18 protein-coding genes are annotated in these 20,766 nt (G+C 38.2%); 9 read left to right on the top strand and 9 right to left on the bottom strand.

The window, feature by feature from the left end; translation table 11 throughout:
- Window positions 1-137: 137 nt before the first annotated feature.
- The 6 genes from AC5LWL_RS02970 to gltC form a co-directional block, all read right to left on the bottom strand.
- On the bottom strand, window positions 138-275 hold the full coding sequence (locus AC5LWL_RS02970) for a hypothetical protein (RefSeq protein ID WP_493432933.1): 138 nt from the start codon (window positions 273-275) through the stop codon (window positions 138-140).
- Between the two features lie 231 nt (window positions 276-506).
- Window positions 507-2,504, bottom strand: coding sequence for a transketolase (tkt, locus tag AC5LWL_RS02965; protein WP_493432932.1), 1,998 nt, complete (start codon window positions 2,502-2,504; stop codon window positions 507-509).
- A 165-nt stretch (window positions 2,505-2,669) separates the two neighbouring features.
- Window positions 2,670-4,019: a PTS ascorbate transporter subunit IIC gene (gene ulaA, locus AC5LWL_RS02960; RefSeq protein ID WP_493432931.1), complete on the bottom strand. Its 1,350-nt coding sequence runs from the start codon at window positions 4,017-4,019 to the stop codon at window positions 2,670-2,672.
- A gap of 16 nt (window positions 4,020-4,035) precedes the next feature.
- Window positions 4,036-4,317: a PTS sugar transporter subunit IIB gene (locus tag AC5LWL_RS02955; protein WP_493432930.1), complete on the bottom strand. Its 282-nt coding sequence runs from the start codon at window positions 4,315-4,317 to the stop codon at window positions 4,036-4,038.
- Entirely contained in the window at window positions 4,314-6,359 is a 2,046-nt protein-coding gene (locus AC5LWL_RS02950) for a BglG family transcription antiterminator (RefSeq protein ID WP_493432929.1), read from the bottom strand. Before AC5LWL_RS02950 ends, AC5LWL_RS02955 begins: the two co-directional genes overlap by 4 nt.
- Before the next feature lie 183 nt (window positions 6,360-6,542).
- The gene (gene gltC / locus AC5LWL_RS02945; RefSeq protein ID WP_493432928.1) at window positions 6,543-7,436 is read right to left on the bottom strand and encodes a glutamate biosynthesis transcriptional regulator GltC; all 894 of its coding nucleotides are present in this window, start codon (window positions 7,434-7,436) and stop codon (window positions 6,543-6,545) included.
- 190 nt (window positions 7,437-7,626) lie between these two features.
- Here gltC and gdhA point away from each other — a divergent pair, with 190 nt between their 5' ends.
- From gdhA to AC5LWL_RS02925, 4 genes are all read left to right on the top strand, one after another.
- The gene (gene gdhA / locus AC5LWL_RS02940) at window positions 7,627-9,006 is read left to right on the top strand and encodes an NADP-specific glutamate dehydrogenase (protein ID WP_493432927.1); all 1,380 of its coding nucleotides are present in this window, start codon (window positions 7,627-7,629) and stop codon (window positions 9,004-9,006) included.
- Between the two features lie 316 nt (window positions 9,007-9,322).
- Window positions 9,323-9,604, top strand: coding sequence for a hypothetical protein (locus AC5LWL_RS02935; RefSeq protein ID WP_493432926.1), 282 nt, complete (start codon window positions 9,323-9,325; stop codon window positions 9,602-9,604).
- Window positions 9,605-9,846: 242 nt separating this feature from the next.
- Window positions 9,847-10,203 (top strand): YhjD family protein, encoded by a 357-nt coding sequence (locus AC5LWL_RS02930; RefSeq protein ID WP_493432925.1) that lies wholly within the window; start codon window positions 9,847-9,849, stop codon window positions 10,201-10,203.
- A 756-nt stretch (window positions 10,204-10,959) separates the two neighbouring features.
- The gene (locus AC5LWL_RS02925) at window positions 10,960-12,639 is read left to right on the top strand and encodes a methyl-accepting chemotaxis protein (RefSeq protein WP_493432924.1); all 1,680 of its coding nucleotides are present in this window, start codon (window positions 10,960-10,962) and stop codon (window positions 12,637-12,639) included.
- 8 nt (window positions 12,640-12,647) lie between these two features.
- Here AC5LWL_RS02925 and AC5LWL_RS02920 read toward each other — a convergent pair whose 3' ends face one another.
- Window positions 12,648-13,031: a hypothetical protein gene (locus AC5LWL_RS02920; RefSeq protein ID WP_493432923.1), complete on the bottom strand. Its 384-nt coding sequence runs from the start codon at window positions 13,029-13,031 to the stop codon at window positions 12,648-12,650.
- Window positions 13,032-13,126: 95 nt separating this feature from the next.
- Window positions 13,127-14,041, bottom strand: a complete 915-nt coding sequence (locus AC5LWL_RS02915) for an LCP family glycopolymer transferase (RefSeq protein ID WP_493432922.1) — start codon at window positions 14,039-14,041, stop codon at window positions 13,127-13,129.
- A gap of 1,654 nt (window positions 14,042-15,695) precedes the next feature.
- Between AC5LWL_RS02915 and AC5LWL_RS02910 the strand changes: the two genes are divergently transcribed.
- From AC5LWL_RS02910 to AC5LWL_RS02890, 5 genes are all read left to right on the top strand, one after another.
- Window positions 15,696-16,157: an MCP four helix bundle domain-containing protein gene (locus AC5LWL_RS02910; RefSeq protein WP_493432921.1), complete on the top strand. Its 462-nt coding sequence runs from the start codon at window positions 15,696-15,698 to the stop codon at window positions 16,155-16,157.
- Window positions 16,158-16,300: 143 nt separating this feature from the next.
- Complete coding sequence (locus tag AC5LWL_RS02905) at window positions 16,301-16,576, top strand: HAMP domain-containing protein (RefSeq protein ID WP_493432920.1); 276 nt, start codon at window positions 16,301-16,303, stop codon at window positions 16,574-16,576.
- Between the two features lie 126 nt (window positions 16,577-16,702).
- Window positions 16,703-17,101: an IS200/IS605 family transposase gene (tnpA, locus tag AC5LWL_RS02900; RefSeq protein WP_493432919.1), complete on the top strand. Its 399-nt coding sequence runs from the start codon at window positions 16,703-16,705 to the stop codon at window positions 17,099-17,101.
- Between the two features lie 267 nt (window positions 17,102-17,368).
- On the top strand, window positions 17,369-18,445 hold the full coding sequence (locus AC5LWL_RS02895; RefSeq protein WP_493432918.1) for an RNA-guided endonuclease TnpB family protein: 1,077 nt from the start codon (window positions 17,369-17,371) through the stop codon (window positions 18,443-18,445).
- Between the two features lie 162 nt (window positions 18,446-18,607).
- Entirely contained in the window at window positions 18,608-19,426 is an 819-nt protein-coding gene (locus AC5LWL_RS02890) for a methyl-accepting chemotaxis protein (protein ID WP_493436523.1), read from the top strand.
- Between the two features lie 86 nt (window positions 19,427-19,512).
- On the opposite strand, the gene AC5LWL_RS02885 is transcribed toward AC5LWL_RS02890, so the two are convergent.
- Window positions 19,513-20,256 carry an SDR family oxidoreductase gene (locus AC5LWL_RS02885; protein ID WP_493432917.1) on the bottom strand — a complete coding sequence of 248 codons (744 nt, stop codon included), beginning with the start codon at window positions 20,254-20,256 and terminating at the stop codon, window positions 19,513-19,515.
- Between the last annotated feature and the right edge of the window lie 510 nt (window positions 20,257-20,766).

Below are 20,766 nucleotides of genomic sequence, written 5' to 3'. Positions count from 1 at the left end.
GCTTCAGGACCATAATTTACGAAGAATCACTCTATTTTGTCCGATAACCCTTGCTTCAGAACCAAATATAAAGAATATCCCTCCGTTTTGTCCATTAACCCCTGTGTTCTCCTCTGACAAATTCCGGGGCTTTACTGCTACAAAGAACTGTTAGAATCATGTGTTACAAGTAAATCCACAACATCTCCTGGTAAATCATAATGCAGCGCGGGGCTTCCTAAAAATGCGCTGTTGGATACGAAATGATCGATCATTGGGAAAAGAATACGTTTCATACACACTCACCGCCTTTTTATTTCTTAATTATTTTGGTTTATTCAGTCTGATAACTTCATGTTTCTTATTAAGCGTTCTGCAGTTTTGTTTGTTGTGCTTCATTTCGACAATTTTCGGGGCGTCACTGTGACATGTCGAATTATATCCCTCTGTTTTGTCCGATAACTCTTGCGCTCCCTCGACAAATTTCGGGATTATTCGGGGCGTCACTGTGACCACCAAAAACAGTTCTAACTCAGCTCTAATCCTAATGAAACTACTTTTTCTACAGTAAACCCAAATGATTCTACTACTTCGGGTCCTTTACCGGAAGCGCCGAATGTATCGATTGTTAGTGTTTTTCCATCAAGGCCTACATATCGTTCCCAGCCAAAACTGGATCCCATTTCGATTCCAACTCTTGCTCGAACTGCATCTGGCAGGACACTTTCTTTATAGGCTTTATCTTGTCGATCAAATGCTGCTGTATTTGGCAAGCTTACAACCGATGCTGCGATATTGGATTGTTGCAGTATTTCTTGTGCTTGAACGGCTAAATTCACTTCTGAACCACTTGCGATCAAGATAAGATCCGGTACTTCTTTGTTCGCTGGTGATACGACATAGCCGCCTCTTTTCACTCCTTCTATTGCTTTATCGGAAGTGCCATTAATCACTGGCAATGCTTGACGAGTTAAAATAAGTGCTGTTGGCGTTTTTGTAGAGGTCATGGCCACTTGCCAGGCAGCTGCTACTTCATTTCCGTCTGCTGGTCGGATCACATTTACGTTCGGCATGGAGCGTAGACCAGCCAATTGTTCAATCGGTTCATGTGTTGGACCGTCTTCGCCAACGATAATAGAATCATGTGTTAACACATAGATAACCGGAAGCTGTTGCAATGCCGCTAAGCGTATGGATGCTTTCAAATAATCGGAGAAAACAAAGAATGTGCCTCCGTATATTTTTAACCCACCATGCAAAGCAATCCCATTCATTTCTGCTCCCATTGCAAATTCGCGGACGCCAAACCAAATATTACGGGAAGCAGGGCTTTCTTTTGAAAAGCGGGAATCGCCAATAATAAAGGTTTTATTAGAGCTTGCTAAGTCAGCAGATCCTCCAAATAAGTATGGAATTTTTCCTGCAAGCAGATTTAAAATATCGCTGCTTGTGTCTCGGCTCGCCTTTTCGGAGCTCGGTTCATAACCTGCTAATGCTTCTTCCCAGCCTGCTGGCAACTGATTGTGGTGACTATCATGAAATTGTTGAGCTAACTCTGGGTACTTGCTTTTGTAGCTTTGCATTAATTCCTGCCATTCTGCTTCAGCCTTTTCCCCTCTTGTTCCTAAAGTATTGGCAAACTGCGTATATACTTCATCCGGAACGGTGAATGGCGGCAGTTCCCACTGATAATGCAATTTAGCTGCCGTTGATCCCTCTTCCCCTAATGGCGATCCATGCACTTTATGTGTGCCGGCATGAGGAGATCCATATCCAATCACTGTTTTCACTTCTATCATGGTCGGCTGGGTTCGATTTTCCCTGGCCAATTCAAGGGCTGCGGTTATTTCTGCTAAATCATTTCCGTCTGTTACGAGAATATGCTGCCAGCCGCATGCTTCAAATCGTTGTTTCGTATTTTCTGAGAAAGAGTGATGCAGTTCTCCATCTAATGAAATATTATTCGAATCGTATAAGATAATTAATTTATCTAATTGTTCATGGCCAGCATGAGAAATCGCTTCATTTGCGACCCCTTCCATCAAATCGCCATCGCCACATAGACAATATGTGTAATGATCAACAATCGGAAAAGATTCCTTATTATATAATGCAGCTAAATGTCGCTCGGCCATTGCCATTCCAACAGCCATCGCCACGCCTTGTCCTAATGGCCCTGTTGTTGCTTCCACTCCATCTGTATGACCAAATTCAGGGTGTCCTGGTGTCCGTGATCCTAGTTGGCGAAAATTCTTTAAATCATCGATGGTTACATCAAATCCTGCTAAATGAAGCAAGCTATATAAAAGCATGGACCCATGTCCAGCCGATAACACAAATCGGTCGCGATTTTCCCACTTAGGATTTTTCGGATTAACGGTTAGTAGTTTCGACCATAAAGCATAAGCCATTGGCGCTGCTCCTAACGGCAAGCCTGGATGACCAGAATTTGCTTTATCAATTGCATCAAGGGAAAGCGTACGAATGGCTGTTACTGCTTGAAGATCTTGTTCTGAGAATTTCATTTTTTTAACCTCTTTTCTGTGTAGATGCTACCAGACCCCCACTGCATTAAACCTTTAACGCAATAGGGATCTAATGTCTTTATTTACACTCTTTTCGTTTTCATCTAAACGTTTTCTGCCCATCTTTAACGCAATAGGGATCTAATGTCTTTATTTACACCATTATTAATTCGATTGTTTTCGTCTGCTGACAAGTACCATAATAAGAAGGACGATTACAATTCCACTTAAAATGGCGATTTGTCCGCCAAGATGGTGAAGACCGCTCAAGAATAGGCCAACAACTCCAAAGTCGGAATCAGAGAATGTTGCATTAGATAATCCAAGATCTCCTAAGACAGGGATCAATAGGATCGGCATAAAACTAATTAAGACACCGTTTACAAAAGAACCTAAAATCGCTCCTCGTATTCCTCCCGTTGAATTTCCAAATACACCAGCTGCTGCACCAGTGAAGAAATGTGGAACAACGCCTGGCAAAATAATAATTCCACCTGATAAAATCAGGATAATCATGCTGACAATGCCACCGACAAAGCTTGAGAAGAAGCCAATTAAAACAGCGTTTGGTGCATACGTATAAATAATTGGAACATCTAGTGCTGGTTTTGAATTTGGTACAAGTTTCGTGGAAATCCCTTTAAATGCTGGCACAATTTCCGCTAACACTAAACGCACTCCTGATAAGATTACGAAAACGCCTGCTGAGAATAATCCTGCTTGCAATACTGCGAACAAAATATAGTTTTTCCCATCACTTAATTCCTTTTCTACAAAACTTGGACCTGCAAATAACGCCACAACGATATAAATAATGGCCATTGTTAAAGCGATACTAACGGTACTGTCTCTTAAGAAACCAAGCCCTTTAGGAAAGTTGATATTTTCCGTTGATTTCACTTCTTTTTTTCCTTTTACCGCCATGCCGACAAGTCCACCAATGGCATAGCCGACTGCACCAGAATGACCAAGGGCTACATGATCATTTTTAGTTATTTTGCGAACAAATGGCTGCACGACTGCTGGAGATAGAGACATAAATATTCCCACTGTCAGAGCACCGACTAAGATCAGCATAAAGGATGTAAAACCGCTAACGGCTAAAATAATGGCAATCATGCAGGACATATATAAAGTGATATGACCTGTTAAAAAAATATATTTAAATCGAGTAAATCTTGCTATGAATACATTGACAATCATACCGAAGAACATAATCAGCGCCGTTGCTGAACCATATTCATTTAAAGCTAAAGCAACAATCGCTTCATTATTAGGAACGACTCCATTTACGTTAAAAGCCGCTTCAAACATCGCGCCAAACGGAGCCAATGCCTGACTTAAAATACCAGCTCCTGCCGTAATAACCAGAAAGCCAACAAAGGTTTTTGTCGTTCCTTTCAGTGTGTCGGAAAGGCTCTTTCTTTGTGCAATTAAGCCAATTAACGCAATTAAAGCAACAAGAATAGAAGGTTCACTCAAAACATTTGTCAATACAGTTAAAATTTTGTCCATCTTCCATCACCCTCAATTACAACAGATTATTTTCTTTTAAAACAGTTGTTAATTTCGTGCGTAATTCATCCATATCAATAATACTTTCCAATACTATGACATTGCCTAAGCTTGCTCCTCCTTCTGCAATATCCTTTGCTAGAAAAAATACATCTGCGCTATCTGGTGTTGCTGACCCTAGATCGGAGTGATTTACTTCCACTCCTGTTACATTCATTTCACTTAAAAGCTGTTGAATATTCATTTCCACCATAAAACTTGTTCCTAGTCCTGAACCACATACTGTTAAAATTTTCATTTTTCATCGTCTCCTTTTTTCTTCATCAATGCAATAATTTCTTCCGGCGTTGTCGCTCCTTTAAAGCGTGCCAGCGATTCTTCATTTACTAAAAATGCCGTTAATTCCGATAAAGCTTTTAAATGCAAGTGGTTATCGATTGCTGCCAAACAAATGAAGATTTCAATGGCATGCTCTTCTTTGTCTAATAGCAAGACGGGTTTTTTTACCCGAAGAAGCGACATTCCCAGCTCTTGAACACCGTCTTCTGGACGGGCATGGGGGATGGCAATTCCCTTTCCTATATGGATAAATGCTCCTAATTCTTTCACTCGGTCGATCATCGCTTTTGTATAACCAGAAGTGATATACTTTTGCTCTTCAAGTGGTTTTGCTGCTAATTCAATGGCTTCTTCCCAAGTAAGGGAAGCATCTGTAAAGTGAATTTTATCTATTGTTAAAAGTTCAGAAAGCATCGGCGCATACTTCCTTTCTATGGATTGATTTCGTCGTAATGTTTGGGTTAACTCCTCATATAACGCTTTTTCATTTTTCACAACGGTGTGTTTCCGAATAATCGCCATTACCTCGTCTATTTGTACGGCATTTTGATTAGGAATATCGAAATCAGAAGCAACAGCCTGCTGTAAATAATTTTCTTCTAAAGTAGTCAACAACGGTCTTGTTAAATAAACAGGCTTTGTTGACTCTAAATAAACAGTTGAAAAAATCATGTCAAAACTATCTGGAGACAGTTTCTCTATTTCCGCTACAGAATAAGATTCTGTAAATTGCAGCTGTGGGAATATTTGTCTTAATTGAGTTCGAAGCATCATGGATGAACTAATGCCATTTGGACAAACAATCGCTGCTCGATATACTTTTGGTTTTACTTCCATTTGCCGAACATGCCCGCCAAACAGAATGGTAAAATATCCAATCTCTTCATCAGAAATCTCACTGTCGGTGTAGACAGCCAATGGTTTTAATGCTCTTTTTACTATTTTAAAAAGAACATCATGCTCTTCTTTAATCTGATTGATTAACGGATTTGATAATGGAACATCACATATAATTCGAAAATAGGCAGGAACTAAATGTGTCGTTAAAATATCTAAAAGTTTGTCTTTCTCCATAAATGGGACAAGGGTTAATCGTTCCACTTCGGCAATAATGGAGGCAGCTACTTTATTCAGTTCTTCTTCTGGAAGATGATGGGCAACTCCTTGTGCAACTGACAGCAATTGTGTTGTCTGGAAAACAACCTCTTGTTTTAACGTTTCTTTAAATAGGTAGGTTGATAAGGAAACACCCATTTGATATAACGGTTGCTTTTCGATTAATTCTATCTGTTTTGCTGGCAGGATTAACTTGTTGCGCCCGTATCGATATTCTAAAAACAGCAGCTCATATACAAGTTGATCTAATCTATTTCCAACAAATTCAATCTTATATTCACTAGCTAAGTTCATTAGATTTTTCCTTATTGCCTCTCGTGTATCGATATAATGCCAACTGTCTAAAACAAGCTTTATTCCCGCTACCCCCATCGGCAAGGAAAGGAGTGTGCCGATAATGATCGAGGCCAAGCGGCGTTTATGCCACTCACTTCCTTCTAAATGAAAGCCTTTTGTACGATTATAAGACAGTGATACACCGGCTTTTTCACAAATGGTTCGCAGCTTATTCACATCTGCCAATACGGTGTTTCTGCTTACTTGCAGCAATGATTGGTAATGGACGGCTGAAATGGGCTCTTGCCTTACATATGTGTATAAGTAAATTAAATAAAGGCGCTCATTTTCTTGAAAAACTAGCTGCTGACGATTCAAGATGATATTTTCCTTTTGCCAATACGTTCTAATGGTTTTATCCACTTTAAAAGTAGTTTCATTTGTTTCAATTGCTGGAAGGTTCATTTGTATTAATCCATCATTTAACTTTTCAAGACTATATACAAATTGTCGAGGCGATAAATCCATCTGAAGTCTCAACTCCGGAATTGACAGCTTCGGATAGTTAATCATTTTAGTAAGTAGCTTCATCGACTTATGATCAAACATGTTATTATCCTCCTCGGTTTTATTATACTGCAAAATTGTAATCGTTTTCTTACCTGTTGGATACAATCTATGTACCAATTGTTGAACATCGTTTGGACTGAAGCGAGGGTAGTACGGGGGGCGAATCTTCGACAGATTTCGGGGATCTTCGGGGTGTCACTGTGACAATTCTAATTTTGGGTGTCACTGTGACCACCACCGGAATTCTGTCAAAAAGTCATAAAATAGTTTCTCTGTGGGAAGTAGTTCTCTTTGTGTTGGTGAGATAACGCCAACTGTTCGGGTTATTTGCGGCTCGATTAATGGTACTTTCACTGTGGAACGGGGGATTGTATCGACTAAGGTTACTTCTGGCATTAATGCCACACCGAGTCCTGCTGATACTAATCCTTTTAATGCATCAATATCTTGTCCTTCAAAGGAGATTTCGGGTGAAAAACCTTCTTCTTCACATGCTTGATCCACGATATCTCGGAAAACAAAACCTTTTGGAAGTACAACAAAGGGATCATCCATTAATTCACGTAGACGAATACATGGTTTGTTTGCTAAAGGATGATGGATTGGCAGCAGTGCTACAATCTGTTCTGTGAACAATATACTGCAGTTGAGTTTTTTCTGTTCAGATGGAATGGGGGCAATCATCGCTAAATTATATTCTCCTTTAATAACCCCCTCTATTAAATCGCGATTAAGGGCTTGTACCATTTGAAACTTAACCTCTGGGTAGCGCTTGCGAAAGGCAAAGATCGCCGCAGGCAATGTATGTGCTGCCAAGCTTATTTGAAACGCGATGCGAATCATGCCTTTTTCTGGCACTAAATATTCTTTCACTTCTCGAGCAGCTTCATCAATTAAATTGATGCCATGTTTAATGCGCTCGAAAAATATCTTACCTATTGGCGTTAATCTCACTCTTCTGCCATCTCGGATAAACAAATCGACTCCTAATTCACTTTCTAAATGAAAGATTTGTCTGCTGACGGAAGATTGAGCAACATGAAGTGCATCTGCCGCTTTTGTCACATGCTCTCTTTTTGCAACCTCCATAAAATAACGAATCTGTCTCATTTCCACTGAGCTACACGCCCTTCCTTCATGCGTAAAACGCATCAACTATATCGTTTCTTAATATTGAAGCGATTATTAACTAAAGTATAAAATGAAATTATAAGAAAATAAAATTTTAAAAATATTTGTAAAATTAAGTTTTTCCAAAGATACCTTGACTCTTTTTAATAAAAAATGGGATGGAGATTGATTCAGGATGAAAACATTAACGAAACAGCAGTTGCCAGAAACAGAGTATATTTATAAATATGTTGATCAACTATTTGAAACCGTAAAGAAAAGAAACCCAAATGAAGTAGAATTCCAGCAGGCAGTTAAAGAAGTACTTTACTCCTTAGTGCCTGTTTTGGAGAAAAACCCCCATTATATGCAACAAGCTATATTAGAAAGAATCGTCGAACCCGATCGAATTATTTCTTTTAAAGTGGCATGGGTTAATGATTATGGAAATGTGAAAGTAAACCGTGGATTCCGCGTTCAATTCAGCAACCATATTGGTCCATACAAAGGAGGATTACGCTTCCATCCATCGGTTAATGCAAGCATTATTAAATTTTTAGGGTTCGAGCAAATTTTCAAAAACTCCTTAACCGGCCAGCCCATCGGTGGAGGAAAAGGCGGTTCTGACTTTGACCCTAAAGGGAAATCAGATGCTGAAATTATGCGCTTTTGTCAAGCATTTATGACAGAGCTTCATAAATATATTGGTCCAGACATCGATGTTCCAGCAGGTGATATTGGGGTAGGTGCACGTGAAATTGGCTATCTGTTCGGTCAGTATAAAAAACTGCGCGGCGCCTATGAAGCTGGCGTGTTAACAGGCAAAGGAATTGGCTATGGCGGAAGTCTCGGACGCACAGAAGCTACTGGATATGGTACGGTTTATTTTGTAGAAGAAATGATGCAAGATCAAGGGTTACGCTTTAACGGCAGCACGGTTGTTGTATCTGGATCTGGAAATGTATCCATCTATGCGATGGAAAAAGCGATGCAGCTAGGAGCAAGTGTGGTAGCATGCAGTGATTCGAATGGTTATATTTATGATAAAAACGGCATCAACCTTGATACAGTCAAACGCTTAAAAGAAGTGGATCATAAACGAATTAGTGAGTATGTAAAAGAACATCCTGAAGCGATTTATATGGAAGGCTGCACAGGGGTTTGGTCTGTTCCTTGCGATATCGCTCTGCCTTGCGCTACTCAAAATGAAATAAATGAGGAGACTGCCGTTCTTTTAGTGAAAAATGGTGTGAAGGCAGTTGGTGAAGGTGCCAATATGCCATCTACTTTAGAAGCAATTGATATCTTTTTAGATAATAAGGTGTTGTTTGCCCCTGCCAAAGCAGCAAATGCTGGCGGCGTTTCTGTTTCCGCATTAGAAATGGCACAAAACAGTGCAAGACAATCCTGGACATTAGAAGAAGTCGACGGGAAGCTCCATGCTATTATGAAAGATATTTACCGCAAAAGCAAACAAGCATCTGAAGAATACGGTGCATCTGGCAATCTTGTTGTCGGAGCAAATATCGCAGGCTTTATTAAAGTGGCTGATGCCATGGTTGCGCAAGGTATTTAGAAGGTCTCAGGAAAAGGATATTCTAGGCTAGCCTAAAAAAGAGGTAATGCACTCTCAATTAGTCCGCAGCCTGCATACACTTCGCTTTCCTGCGGGTTCATCTACAGAGATTCTCGGAACACAGCTTCCGCGGGATCTCGTTTGTCCCGCTAATCCCGTAAGAATCTTCCTGTATTTTGGCTGTTTTTTTGCGATAAATTCTTAATTTCTTCCTTCATGATGCTAAATTGTTTGTATGGATGTCTACTCAATCATTTATAATGAATAGAGTGAATAGAATTATCTATATAACCAATTGGCAGGAGGAGGAAAATGGATGAAAAGTTATTTCGTGATTAGCCAAATCTTTTATGTGCTTTGTACGCTGCCCTGGTTTTTAATTTTTGGATTATCGTTTATGAGCTTTGACAATGGGGTTAACTTTTTTAATGTTGCTTTTGTTGTTGGTGTTGGCTTATACCCGATTGCCGTCATCTTTTGTTCCATTTTTTCCTGGTTTCTTCGCGGACGGAGTAAGCGCGTTGCCGTTATTATTAATTCGATTCCTCTGTTATGGATAATCGGTTTAGGAATGCCGCTTTTAGTTCTGAATCTGTAAGGAAGTACTTGATTTAGTTAATCCGTTAATCTGAACCCTCTTTTTACTAAGAAAAACTCCTATCGTGTCATCGCTATCTAACAAATAAATCCGGTAGTTTCTTCATTAGAAAGAAAACTTTTTTATAAAGCAGCCTTTTATTTTTCCTAAAATTGGACTTTCTAACACCTTGAATACGAACATAAGTTCTGTTACTATTTACTTACAACATGTTGAAAAAGTTTGATTCAAGGAGCAAATGTATGATGAAGATACTTTATGAAGATAGACGTGTCTATGAACAAGCGATCTATTTACCCCTCGTATTGGCTGTTTTGGAATATGACAGAAAAGCGACAGAAAACTCCTCCTTTAAAATGAAGCAAGTGTATCTAAATCTAATTGAACATACAGTGATCAAGGTACAGAAAGACTTAAAACTCATTCAGAACAAAATGCGCGTCAAACAGATGAAGCTTCTAAAGGGTGCAAACGATGGTATCTGCACTCCATATACCTTTTATTATCATGATTGGCATGAAACGCATCGTTACGATAATGCCAACTTAAAAAGCACAACGGAGAAGGTATTATTGTTTTATTTTATGAAGGAAAGCTGATTTTTTTCTCTTCAGATAAAGAGAGATAAATTGCAGCTCAATAAAGTACCTCCTATTTGAGAAAGGTTTATGTAGAAAATCCTACCTACAGCGTCATCCTTCTATATCTAGGGTAATGGAATATCCTTCTAGTATGTCGTAAATCATTGCTCGGTTTCTTTAGCTTTACTGTACTTCTTCATCCTACATGTATATATTCAACAAATGATGGTAATAAATAGCCTTTTCAGGTAAAAACAGCCCACCTGTAATCAGGTGAGCTGCGTTTTTTGTTTTATCATGATGTAAAACTATTTTATACCCATCCGAGTTATTCTATGCATATCTCTTGTATTAGGTATCTACTTTGTTGAATTATTTAAAAATTTAGTGCTGGTGGATGTTTGATGTGCACCTACTTTAAACTTAGTTTATAAAACAAAATAGAAAACTGCTTCTTTTCATGCGCCATGGTGCAAATTGCGTTTACATGGAACCTTTCCTTTCATTTGTTCTTGCTTTTTGTGTGTTTGAATGATGAGATGAGTTTTTCTTTTAATTTTGTATAATAATGTTTTTTTGTTTTTGGTGAAACTCTCCCCATTTCTCACTTTCTCTTCATATTTGTGAAATTCTACCGAAATATATATAGGTTTTCGTGAAAATAAATCCAAATAGTGGTATTATATTATACGCTTACTTACATACGGAACCGGTTCCTTTCAAATAAATACTTTTCTACAAAAAAGAAAACAATCTTAAAAGGAGGATATTTCGATGAATATTAAACAAAAATTTCTTCTTGGATTTGGTTCTATTTTGCTATTTATTATGGCAATTGTTGTTTTTAGTTATATAGGCAATGAACAGCATGATGCTAAATTAGCAAAAATAATGGAAGATGAATACGCTTTGATTTGGAAAGCTTCTGAAATGGCGGAGAATATCACCAATCGTGTTATTCTTGCTCGCGGCTATGTATTATATGGAGATGATGCATATAAAGAAAAATTCTTGGAAGAAACGGAAAATGCTGTAGCCATACAAGCAGAGCTTAAGAAGTTAATGGGTCCTTCTGATGCCTTTAATGATGCTGTTGCTAAAAGTTTAAAATGGGAGAAATTAATAGTCGACCAAGTTATTCCTGCTTATGAAAAAGGTGGGAGTGATGCAGCAATTCCTATAATGAAAGAGTTTTGCCAAACGTGGTCAACGGATGCAAGAGAGGCATGGGGGAATGTAGAACTCAAGGCAGATAATCAATTAACCCACACAAGTGATGCGATACTCACAGATAATCAAGTACAGAAAAAATGGTTTATAGGAATCGCTTTTCTTTCTACCGCTGTTTCTCTCCTTGTGGCTATTTGGATGGCAAGATCTATTATCGGACCAATAGGTATGGTTGTGAAGCGCTTGTCGAAAATTTCTAATAATGATTTATCAGGAGACCCGCTTTCTTTTAAACGAAAGGATGAATTTCAAGTATTGGCAAACGCTGTGAATAATATGATTAACAACTTGCGGAACATAACGTTGAGTATTAGGAAAGCGGAGGGAAGTCTTTCAGCTACTTCTTCTCAGTTAGTAGATAATCAGAATGACTTAAAGGAAAAAGCAGAAGAGGTTCAATCAGGAATAGAAGCTGTCTCCCAAGGTTCCTACATACAAATGGAAAGCGCTGCTGAAACTTCGAAGGCGATGGACATTGTTTCTAACAGAATGGAATCCATTGCTCATTCTTCTTCTGAAATGTCCAACTATTCCCAACGTGTAAACGAGTATGCTTCAGAAGGAAATGAAATTATCCAAGGGGCTATTCTCGAACTGAACATGTTAGATGCAGCAGTCAACGAGACTTCTACCGCTATGATGCGACTCGGTAAAGGCTCAGATAAGATTGGCGAAATTTCTACTCTTATTAATGATATTGCCGAGCAAACGAATTTGCTGGCACTAAATGCAGCCATTGAAGCAGCACGTGCAGGCGAAAACGGAAAGGGATTTGCTGTTGTGGCAAAGGAAGTAAGTCAGTTAGCGGAACGTTCCAAGCAGTCGGCCGGAGAAATCGTTGCACTGATTTCTACTATTAAAGAGGATTCAAATACAGCCATTTCATCAACCGCTAAAGCAAAGGAAGAAATGGAAGTCAGTCTTCATGCATCCAACAATGCCGGACTTGCCTTTAAAAATATTCAAGGTGCTATTCAGAAAATTACTGCTCAAATTCAAGAGGTTTCTTCGTCATCGGAAGATATTTCCGCAAGTATGGAAGAAACAACAGCTTCTATCGAACAACTGGCTAGAATTGCAAAAGAAAATGCGACCTCAGTTAGTCAGGTGTCAACAAGCACAACAACTCAGCAGCAAGCCCTGCACCAAGTCCAACAAACCATAGATGATTTAAATCAAATGGCACGAGAGTTGAAGCAAATTATAGAGAGATTTAAGGTTTAATAGTCGGTTTAATCAGATGGATTATGCCAGTTTGAGAGGAAGACTCGAGTGCTTTCCTCTTTTTTTGGTGAACGTTGTACGTTTTTTTGTGCTTCTACGGGTTTTTCCGCGCTTCTCTCGATAATTCCGCGTTCCTCACGGTAATTCCGCGTTTCTCCACATAATTCCGCGTTTCTCCACATAATTCCGCGTTTCTCCACATAATTCCGCGCTCCTCCACGTAATTCCGCGTTCCTCACGGTAATTCCGCGTTTCTCCCGATAATTCCGCGTTTCTCCCGATAATTCCGCGTTTCTCCCGGTAATTCCGCGTTTCTCCCGGTAATTCCGCGTTTCTCCACATAATTCCGCGTTCCTCCCGATAATTCCGCGTTCCTCACGTTTTTTCCGCATTCCTCACATGCTCACCCCAAAATGCAGATAGAAGCACTCATTATTTCGAGTGCTTCTATCTGCATTGTTCTTCCACCATTTTTTCTGTCAGTTTATTATTCTGCTGGGCTGTCTGCTATTAGATTATGGACTGTTTCCTTTTCTTCGTCGGATACAAGGAAAAAGTATTTTCCATCTATTTTGGTATCTTCACCTTTTACTTCATATTGCTCTACATTTTTTCTTGTATTCCGATAATATTTTTCTATGCTTCCCATTTCTTTTAATGTAATATTTGTTTTTACATTCTCTCCTAGAGCAGCTAATATATCATCCATTTTAGCAACAGACGAAATATTCATACCTTTATCAATGATTGCGGTGATGACTTTTCTTTGTCGCTCATTTCTTCCAAAATCACCATTGGGATCTAGTTTTCTCATTCGCGCATATCCTAGTGCTTGGGGACCATCCATTTCTATATTTCCAAGTTGATAATGATAGCCTTTTTTATAATATCCTTCATCATACCATTCTATCTCGTTATAAAGGTTTATCCCTCCTAAGGCGTCCACTATTCCACTTAGCGCTTCCATATTCACTCTTATATAATAATCCATTTCTTCTCCAGTAAATTCCTCCACTGTATCAATCGCCATTTTCACTCCGCCTAGTGCGTAGGCAGAATTTATTCTGTCTGTTGTTCCATTTCCCACCATTTCTGTTCTTGTATCCCTTGGTATACTTACCATTTGTAATTTTTCCTTAATAGGATTTAACGTCATAACAATTAAAGCATCCGATCTTCCAACATCATTTTTTCTCTCATCAACTCCCATTAACAAAATAGAGATGGGCTTTTTACTATTAATCTCTTCTTGCCCTTGTTGATTCGTATCTCCTTTTACTGGTTCATAGATTTTATCAGCCGTTTTTTCTACATGATTATATAAAAATGCAATGTATATACCTAAACCAATCACCATCACACCTAGAAGACTGGAAAAAGTAACAATAATTTTTTTCTTCATACTATTCTCACTTTCTACTAATATTTTTCTATAACTCCAACTAGACAAAATAGAACAAATTTCGCACAATGGGTAAACAATAAATCTGATAAGTTACAAGCTGCCCTCCATTTCACTTCCAAATCACTCCTTACTGTTTATTCTTATATAGACTCCCAATAAGTAGATTTGGTTTCACAAAAAAGAACAAACTTTTTTTTACAAAGAATCGTTCTATAGGGTGTACCATTTCTTATCGCTTCCTTTTCTGTTCTAAATAATGCTACACCCAACTATACTTCAGAAAATACAACATCCTCTTTCCAAATATCAACTTTCAACATGTTGTTTATTTTCCAATTTTATAAGCCTCAAATTTTTCTATTTAAGATGTCATAAATGGAGAAAATTATTCATTTTATCATTTCCGCTTTCACATGGTGTATGCAATAACTTATTTTATGAAAAAATATTTTCTACCTATCCATTTTTGCTATTATAGATTTCCTTTCAAGTTCGATATATCTAGAGAATGAAAGATATGTTTGCATGCTAATTAAAAGAGAAAACATAATGAAGCTTCTTAGGAATATTACGTTTACAAAAAACTATTTGTTATTATTCGTGTGTGTGCATTGGCACTAAGTATTGTCGGAATAGTTGGATTGAATTATATAAAAGCGATGGCAAAGGATTCGGAAAAAATGTATAAGTGCGTGTTCAAAAAGGAGGATAAAAAGGACCAAGAAGTTCGAGGCGGTTTAGCTTTGAGCATCGGAGCGTATGGTGTTAATACGTGAGAAGCGGAAAAGCAAACCAACGAAGAAATTCGACGTGTCATTTTTACCGGACTTTTTGAACAACCTCTATAAGGAAAATTTATTGCCCATTAGCCAGTTGATGCAATTTCGGCTGAACACTAGAGCAAATGATGCCTATACACTTGAATTAATGACTCAAACTTCGCAGTTATAAATCCTTCTTCATGTATTGACTTAACTTGGTTTAGAGCAATTAGAAAAGGATGATTGATTAATCTTTTATGGTGTTTTTTGCAAACATTATTCCTTATAAATAGGGGCAAGATTCTCGTTTCAGGATGCTCGCTTTCCGTGGGGCGTGCGATGAGCCTCCTCGGCGCAAGCGCCTGCTTAGGTCTCATCTAACCCGCTAATCCCACAGGAGTCTCGCACCTTACACTCCAATCAAGCCGTTTTGATTCATTAGTTGCTGTCGTTGAACTGGTGAAAACATCCATTTTATAGAAATAGACTAAAAGTGCACATTTTGGGAGAACAACGTTGAATAATAAACATAAAAATCAACGCTACTAGTGTTTAGTCATCATACCTTGTAATGAAATTCGAAGACAAGAACTTATTCTAAAACAGGTTGCTTGTAACGGAGGGTGCGAAGACTCCTGCGGGAAATGTGGGAAGGCTAAAGACCCCGCAAGGCAACGCCGAGGAGGCTCAAGCGTAGCCCCGCGGAAAGCGAAGCAACCCGTAGTGGAAAGCAACCCCATACGAAAAGCGCAAGCGCCTTGTTTAGCCCCGAAGAAAAATGTTCTCCAGACTCAAAAAGTGTTTTTTACTTTTAGAGGCTGGAGGCAATACTCACTGGGGCTAGGCGCTGACCGGCTAAATACGCCACGTCCTTATGTCTTCGCCGGCACTTGTACATCCTGTACGGCGAAGCTAGACAGCCTTCACATTTCAAAAAATATATACTTTCTCACCTTTTAAAAAACAAGCCTCCCATTTTATTGTTCTTAAACCGAGTAATATCAAGACTTGCAAACGAATTTGAAGGTGCGAAGTTTGAATTAATGATTACAAAAGATCCAACAAGAAATAATGAACTTTATAGTGAAATAAACACAAATTTAGAGGAAAATGAGGAAATTGTCCAATCGCTGCAAAGCGGAAAGATGGGAAAAGACGAAGCAAAATTAATTCGTGACCTTACGGAACAAGCAAAGATTCTAGAGACTACCAGAGATAAGGTATTAAAATTAGCAATAAATAATCAAAATACAGAAGCATATTCTACCTATTCAGAAGAAATGGAAACGAAACGATTAGCTGTTAATACCATCCTTAGAGAATTACAAAAAACAAATATATCTACCGCTTAGCGAATTAACCATGAAAACCAGGAAAGCTTGAAACGAGCAAATATTATTGTATCTCTTGTAATCATCTCTGCTCTTATTCTTTTATTATCACTTGGCTATTTCATTGGAAAAATGATTGTTAATCCTATTAAACAGATTAAAATTTGCTAGGAAAAGCTGAAACTGGAGATCTGACTGTAAAAGGAAACTATGAGTCTACTGACGAGGTCGGAGAATTAATGACTTCTTTTAATAATATGACCGCACAGCTTCAGTCTACCCTTACTATTGTAAGTGATTCCTCGCAGCAGGTAGCGGCTGCTTCTGAAGAATTAAGTGCAAGTGCTGAGCAAAGCAGCAAAGCGAGCGAGCATATTACAGACTTTCCGAACGGGAAAGCCCATTACGGTGCGATAGCACCCTCTTTAGGGGTGGGATGAGAGTGAGGTCAGATACGGAGTGCCACTAAAACCGAAAGGTTTGTGGTGCTTCAAGTATCTGAAAATTCCACTCTATATTTATGTATATTTGTTGTAGTTTGCAAATAAAATTGATACAATGTGTATATGAATGAATACAGAAGAACAAACACAACCGTATCATTAATTAACTATCATTTCGTTTTTTGTCCTCGATATAGAAGGAAAATATTCCTTCGTACTGATGTAGAGGAACGATTCAAACAATTAGTCCAAGAAATAGGTGAAGAATTAAAAATTGTTATTGTCGCTTTGGAATGTGACAAAGACCATACCCACATGTTCTTGAACGCACTACCAACATTTAGTCCTGCTGATATTATGGCAAAAATCAAAGGCGTGACTTCTAAAAAGTTGAGAGAAGAATTTCCTCATCTAAAACACTTGCCAAGCCTTTGGACACGTTCCTACTTTGTATCTACCGCAGGAAATGTATCGAGTGAAACCATTAAACGTTATGTTGAACAACAAAAAACAAGGGGGTGAATCGTTGTGAGTAAAATGTCATAGTTGTGGTTTTGAACAATTTGTAAAAGATGCCAAATTTAACAGAGATTATAGGGATAGCTATGAAAAAGCAATAATGGTTTTATGCGGAAGAAACGATTGTGATAAATCCAATATCAATATCCCAAATGGTTACATAAGGGAAACGCTATGGTTGGGTTCTTGGTCTATTATCCGAGACGCTACTTTAGATGAGTACAGAAGAATTAAGAGAGCGAAAGAAATTCGTGATTTGGCGGTGAAACAATGTCGCAAATAATAACGGTTAAAGTGAAACTACTTCCAACAAAAGAACAGGCTTCTATTTTGTCAGAAATGAGTAAATCGTATATTTCTACTATCAATACCCTTGTGTCTGAAATGGCGGTCGAGAAGAAAAGCACGAAAAAATCAAGCAAAGATATTTCTGCCCTATTGCCAAGTGCCGTTAAAAACCAAGCGATTAAAGACGCTAAAAGCGTGTTTAAAAAAGTGAAAAAGAATAAGTACAAAGTTATTCCTGTACTCAAAAAACCTGTGTGTATTTGGAACAATCAAAACTATTCTTTTGATTTCACGCACATTTCAATGCCGATTATGATTAATGGGAAAGCAACTAAAACACCAATTCGTGCCTTGTTAGTCGATAAAGACAACCGCAATTTTGATTTGTTGAAACACAAATTAGGTACACTTCGTATCACAAAGAAAGTGAATAAATGGATTGCTCAAATTTCTGTAACTATACCCACCGTTCAAGGAACAGGATTAAAAGTCATGGGTATAGACTTAGGCTTAAAAGTACCTGCTGTTGCTGTAACAGATGATGAAAAGGTACGTTTCTTTGGCAACGGCAGACAAAATAAATACGTGAAGCGAAAATTCCGTTCTGAACGCAAAGTATTAGGCAAAAAGAAAAAGTTAAATGCTATTCGCCATTCAAAAGACAAGGAACAACGCTGGATGAAAGACCAAGACCATAAGGTTAGTCGTGCAATCGTCAATTTTGCAAAAGAAAATAAGGTTTCTGTCATTCGCTTAGAACAGTTAGCGAACATCAGACAGACGGCAAGAACGAGCCGTAAAAACGAAAAGAATCTGCACAACTGGTCATTCTATCGTCTATCTCAGTTCATTGAATACAAAGCGAATTTAGAAGGCATTAAAGTTGAATACGTAAATCCTGCATACACAAGTCAAACATGCCCGAAATGTTCTGAAAAGAATAAAGCACAAGACCGCAAATACAAGTGTAAATGTGGATTTGAAAAACATCGTGATTTAGTCGGTGCTATGAATATTCGATATGCACCTGTGATTGATGGTAATAGTCAATCAGCATAGGGAACTATATGTTCTGCCCTATGAGGGGTAATGAGATACCCTCATCTTGAAGGCTGTTCAAAACAGAAATGGACTGAGAACGTTTAGTCATTCAAGAATCCCACCCGTTAAACCGTAAGTTTTAGGGCTTGCGACTTTAGTCGTGGGAGTCTCAAATTAACCATCCAAGAACTTGCTTCTGGTTCAGATAAACAGGTTCAAACAGTTGAAGATAGTTCACGGATTATTCATGATATAACACAGCATACCAAAACAATTGAACATAACACGGAAACTATTATTCAAGGTGCACGTCATGCATCTCAAATGTCATTAGAAGGAAGTCAAGCACTCGGTGAAGTAAACAAACAAATGAATTCTATCAACGCCCATGTAAACAGCTTATCTAAAACGGTGCAAGGATTGGATGAACGTTCTAGTCAAATTGGCAAAATCACGGATGTTATAACAAGAATCTCCTCACAAACAAATTTATTAGTATTAAATGCAGCAATTGAAGCAGCACGTGCAGGAGAACATGGGAAAGGCTTTGCTGTCGTGGCAGATGAAGTGAGGAAGCTTGCAGAGGAATCTACTCATTCCACCGAACAGATATCAAAGCTAATCCAACTGATTCAAGCAGATACTAATAATACGCTTAAATCGATGGAAACTGCATCAAGTGAGGTTGACACAGGACTAAAAGTAGTTGATTCAGCAGAAGAAACTTTCCAAAAAATTGAGATTGCGGTCAATAAAGTCGTTTCGCACATTGAAGAAATTTCAGAAACCTTAAAGCAATTGGCAAATGGAACAGAACTTGTAGATGAATCCATTCATTTAGTGAGCGAAGTGGCTGAAATTTCTGCTTCCAGTACCCAAAATGTCTCGGCAGCAACACAAGAACAACTTGCATCCATGGAAGAAATATCATCAAATTCCCAATATTTAGCAATTTTGGCAGAAGATCTTCAAACAATCATTGCAAAATTTAAAATTTAAATAAAGGAAATAAACAGGATTAACTGTTTATCTCCTTTTCCTGTTTATCCTATATTACATCTTCATTTAATGAAGGAGTCAAGCCATTAAATAAATCCACCATTAACACGAATTGTTTGACCTGTTACCCACTGGGACTCTTTGCTGGCTAAAAATAAAACAGCGCCTGCAATATCTTCTGGTTCTCCTAAACGTCCGAATGCGTTCATACGGCGAATTCCCTCGATTTGCTCTTCTGATTTTCCTACTGTAAATAGTTCCGTATTAATTGGTCCTGGCGCAATTGCATTAATTGTAATTCCTTTTGGTCCAAACTCTTTCGCCAACTGGCGGGTAAACTGTTCCACTGCTCCTTTTGTTCCTGCATACACACTATAAGCTGGGAACATCTGCCCAGCAACAGAAGTGGAGAAATTGATGATGCGTCCGTTTTCTTCCATATATTTTTCCGCTTTCTGACAAGCAAAGAAGGTTCCTTTTACATTAATAGCAAATTGCTTATCAAATTCCTCTTCGGTGATGCTGGCTATCGGTTTTGTTATCATAACCCCCGCATTATTGACCAGAATATCAACTTTTCCAAATGCTTTTAATGTGTCCTGAAATAATTTCTCCACTTCAGATACGATGCTAATATCTGCTTGGATGGCGATTGCTTCACCGCCGTTTTGATGAATTCCAGCGACTACTTCCTCTGCTTTTGCTGGACTGCTCACATAGTTGATGACTACTTTTGCACCCTCTTCTGCAAGAACCTCTGCTAGTTCACGGCCTATCCCTCTAGAAGCACCTGTCACAATTGCCACTTTACCAGTTAATTTATGATTCATTCGTCATCCTCCTTTATTGAGTTTGTTATATTGATTGTACACTTTCAACAAACAAATTTCAAATGACATTTTTTAATTTTTGTCATTCTATAAAAAAGTCTAATAATATTTCATTTTTATAGAATACTATTTTTAATAGTCTCGTAATAAATAATTGAGTTAAATTTTTTATCTTTGTAATTATATGTTGAACAGTTCTTATCTTTTTTGAACAGTAACTAGGAGGGGGAATATTGATTTTGGAAGGAACGGAAATTTATTTTTTCATTAGAACCTTTTTTTGCTCTTTATTCTATGTTCATTTTTACTATTCTTTTCCTTTCATGTGTACTCAACATAATCGTTAATTTTCGGATAATGAATCAATAAGCAAGTATAGTTTTAAAAGAAGGTCTGTGGTAATTACCCGCAGCCTGCATACACTTCGCTTTCCGTGGGGCTCGGCTTTAGCCGCTTCGGCCCTTGGCCTGCAGGGTCTCAGCTGTCTCGCTAATCCCACCGGAGTCTACG

The organism is Niallia sp. WK069_GA_01 (assembly GCF_983173855.1).
This window is presented reverse-complemented; position numbering and strand designations above follow the sequence as displayed.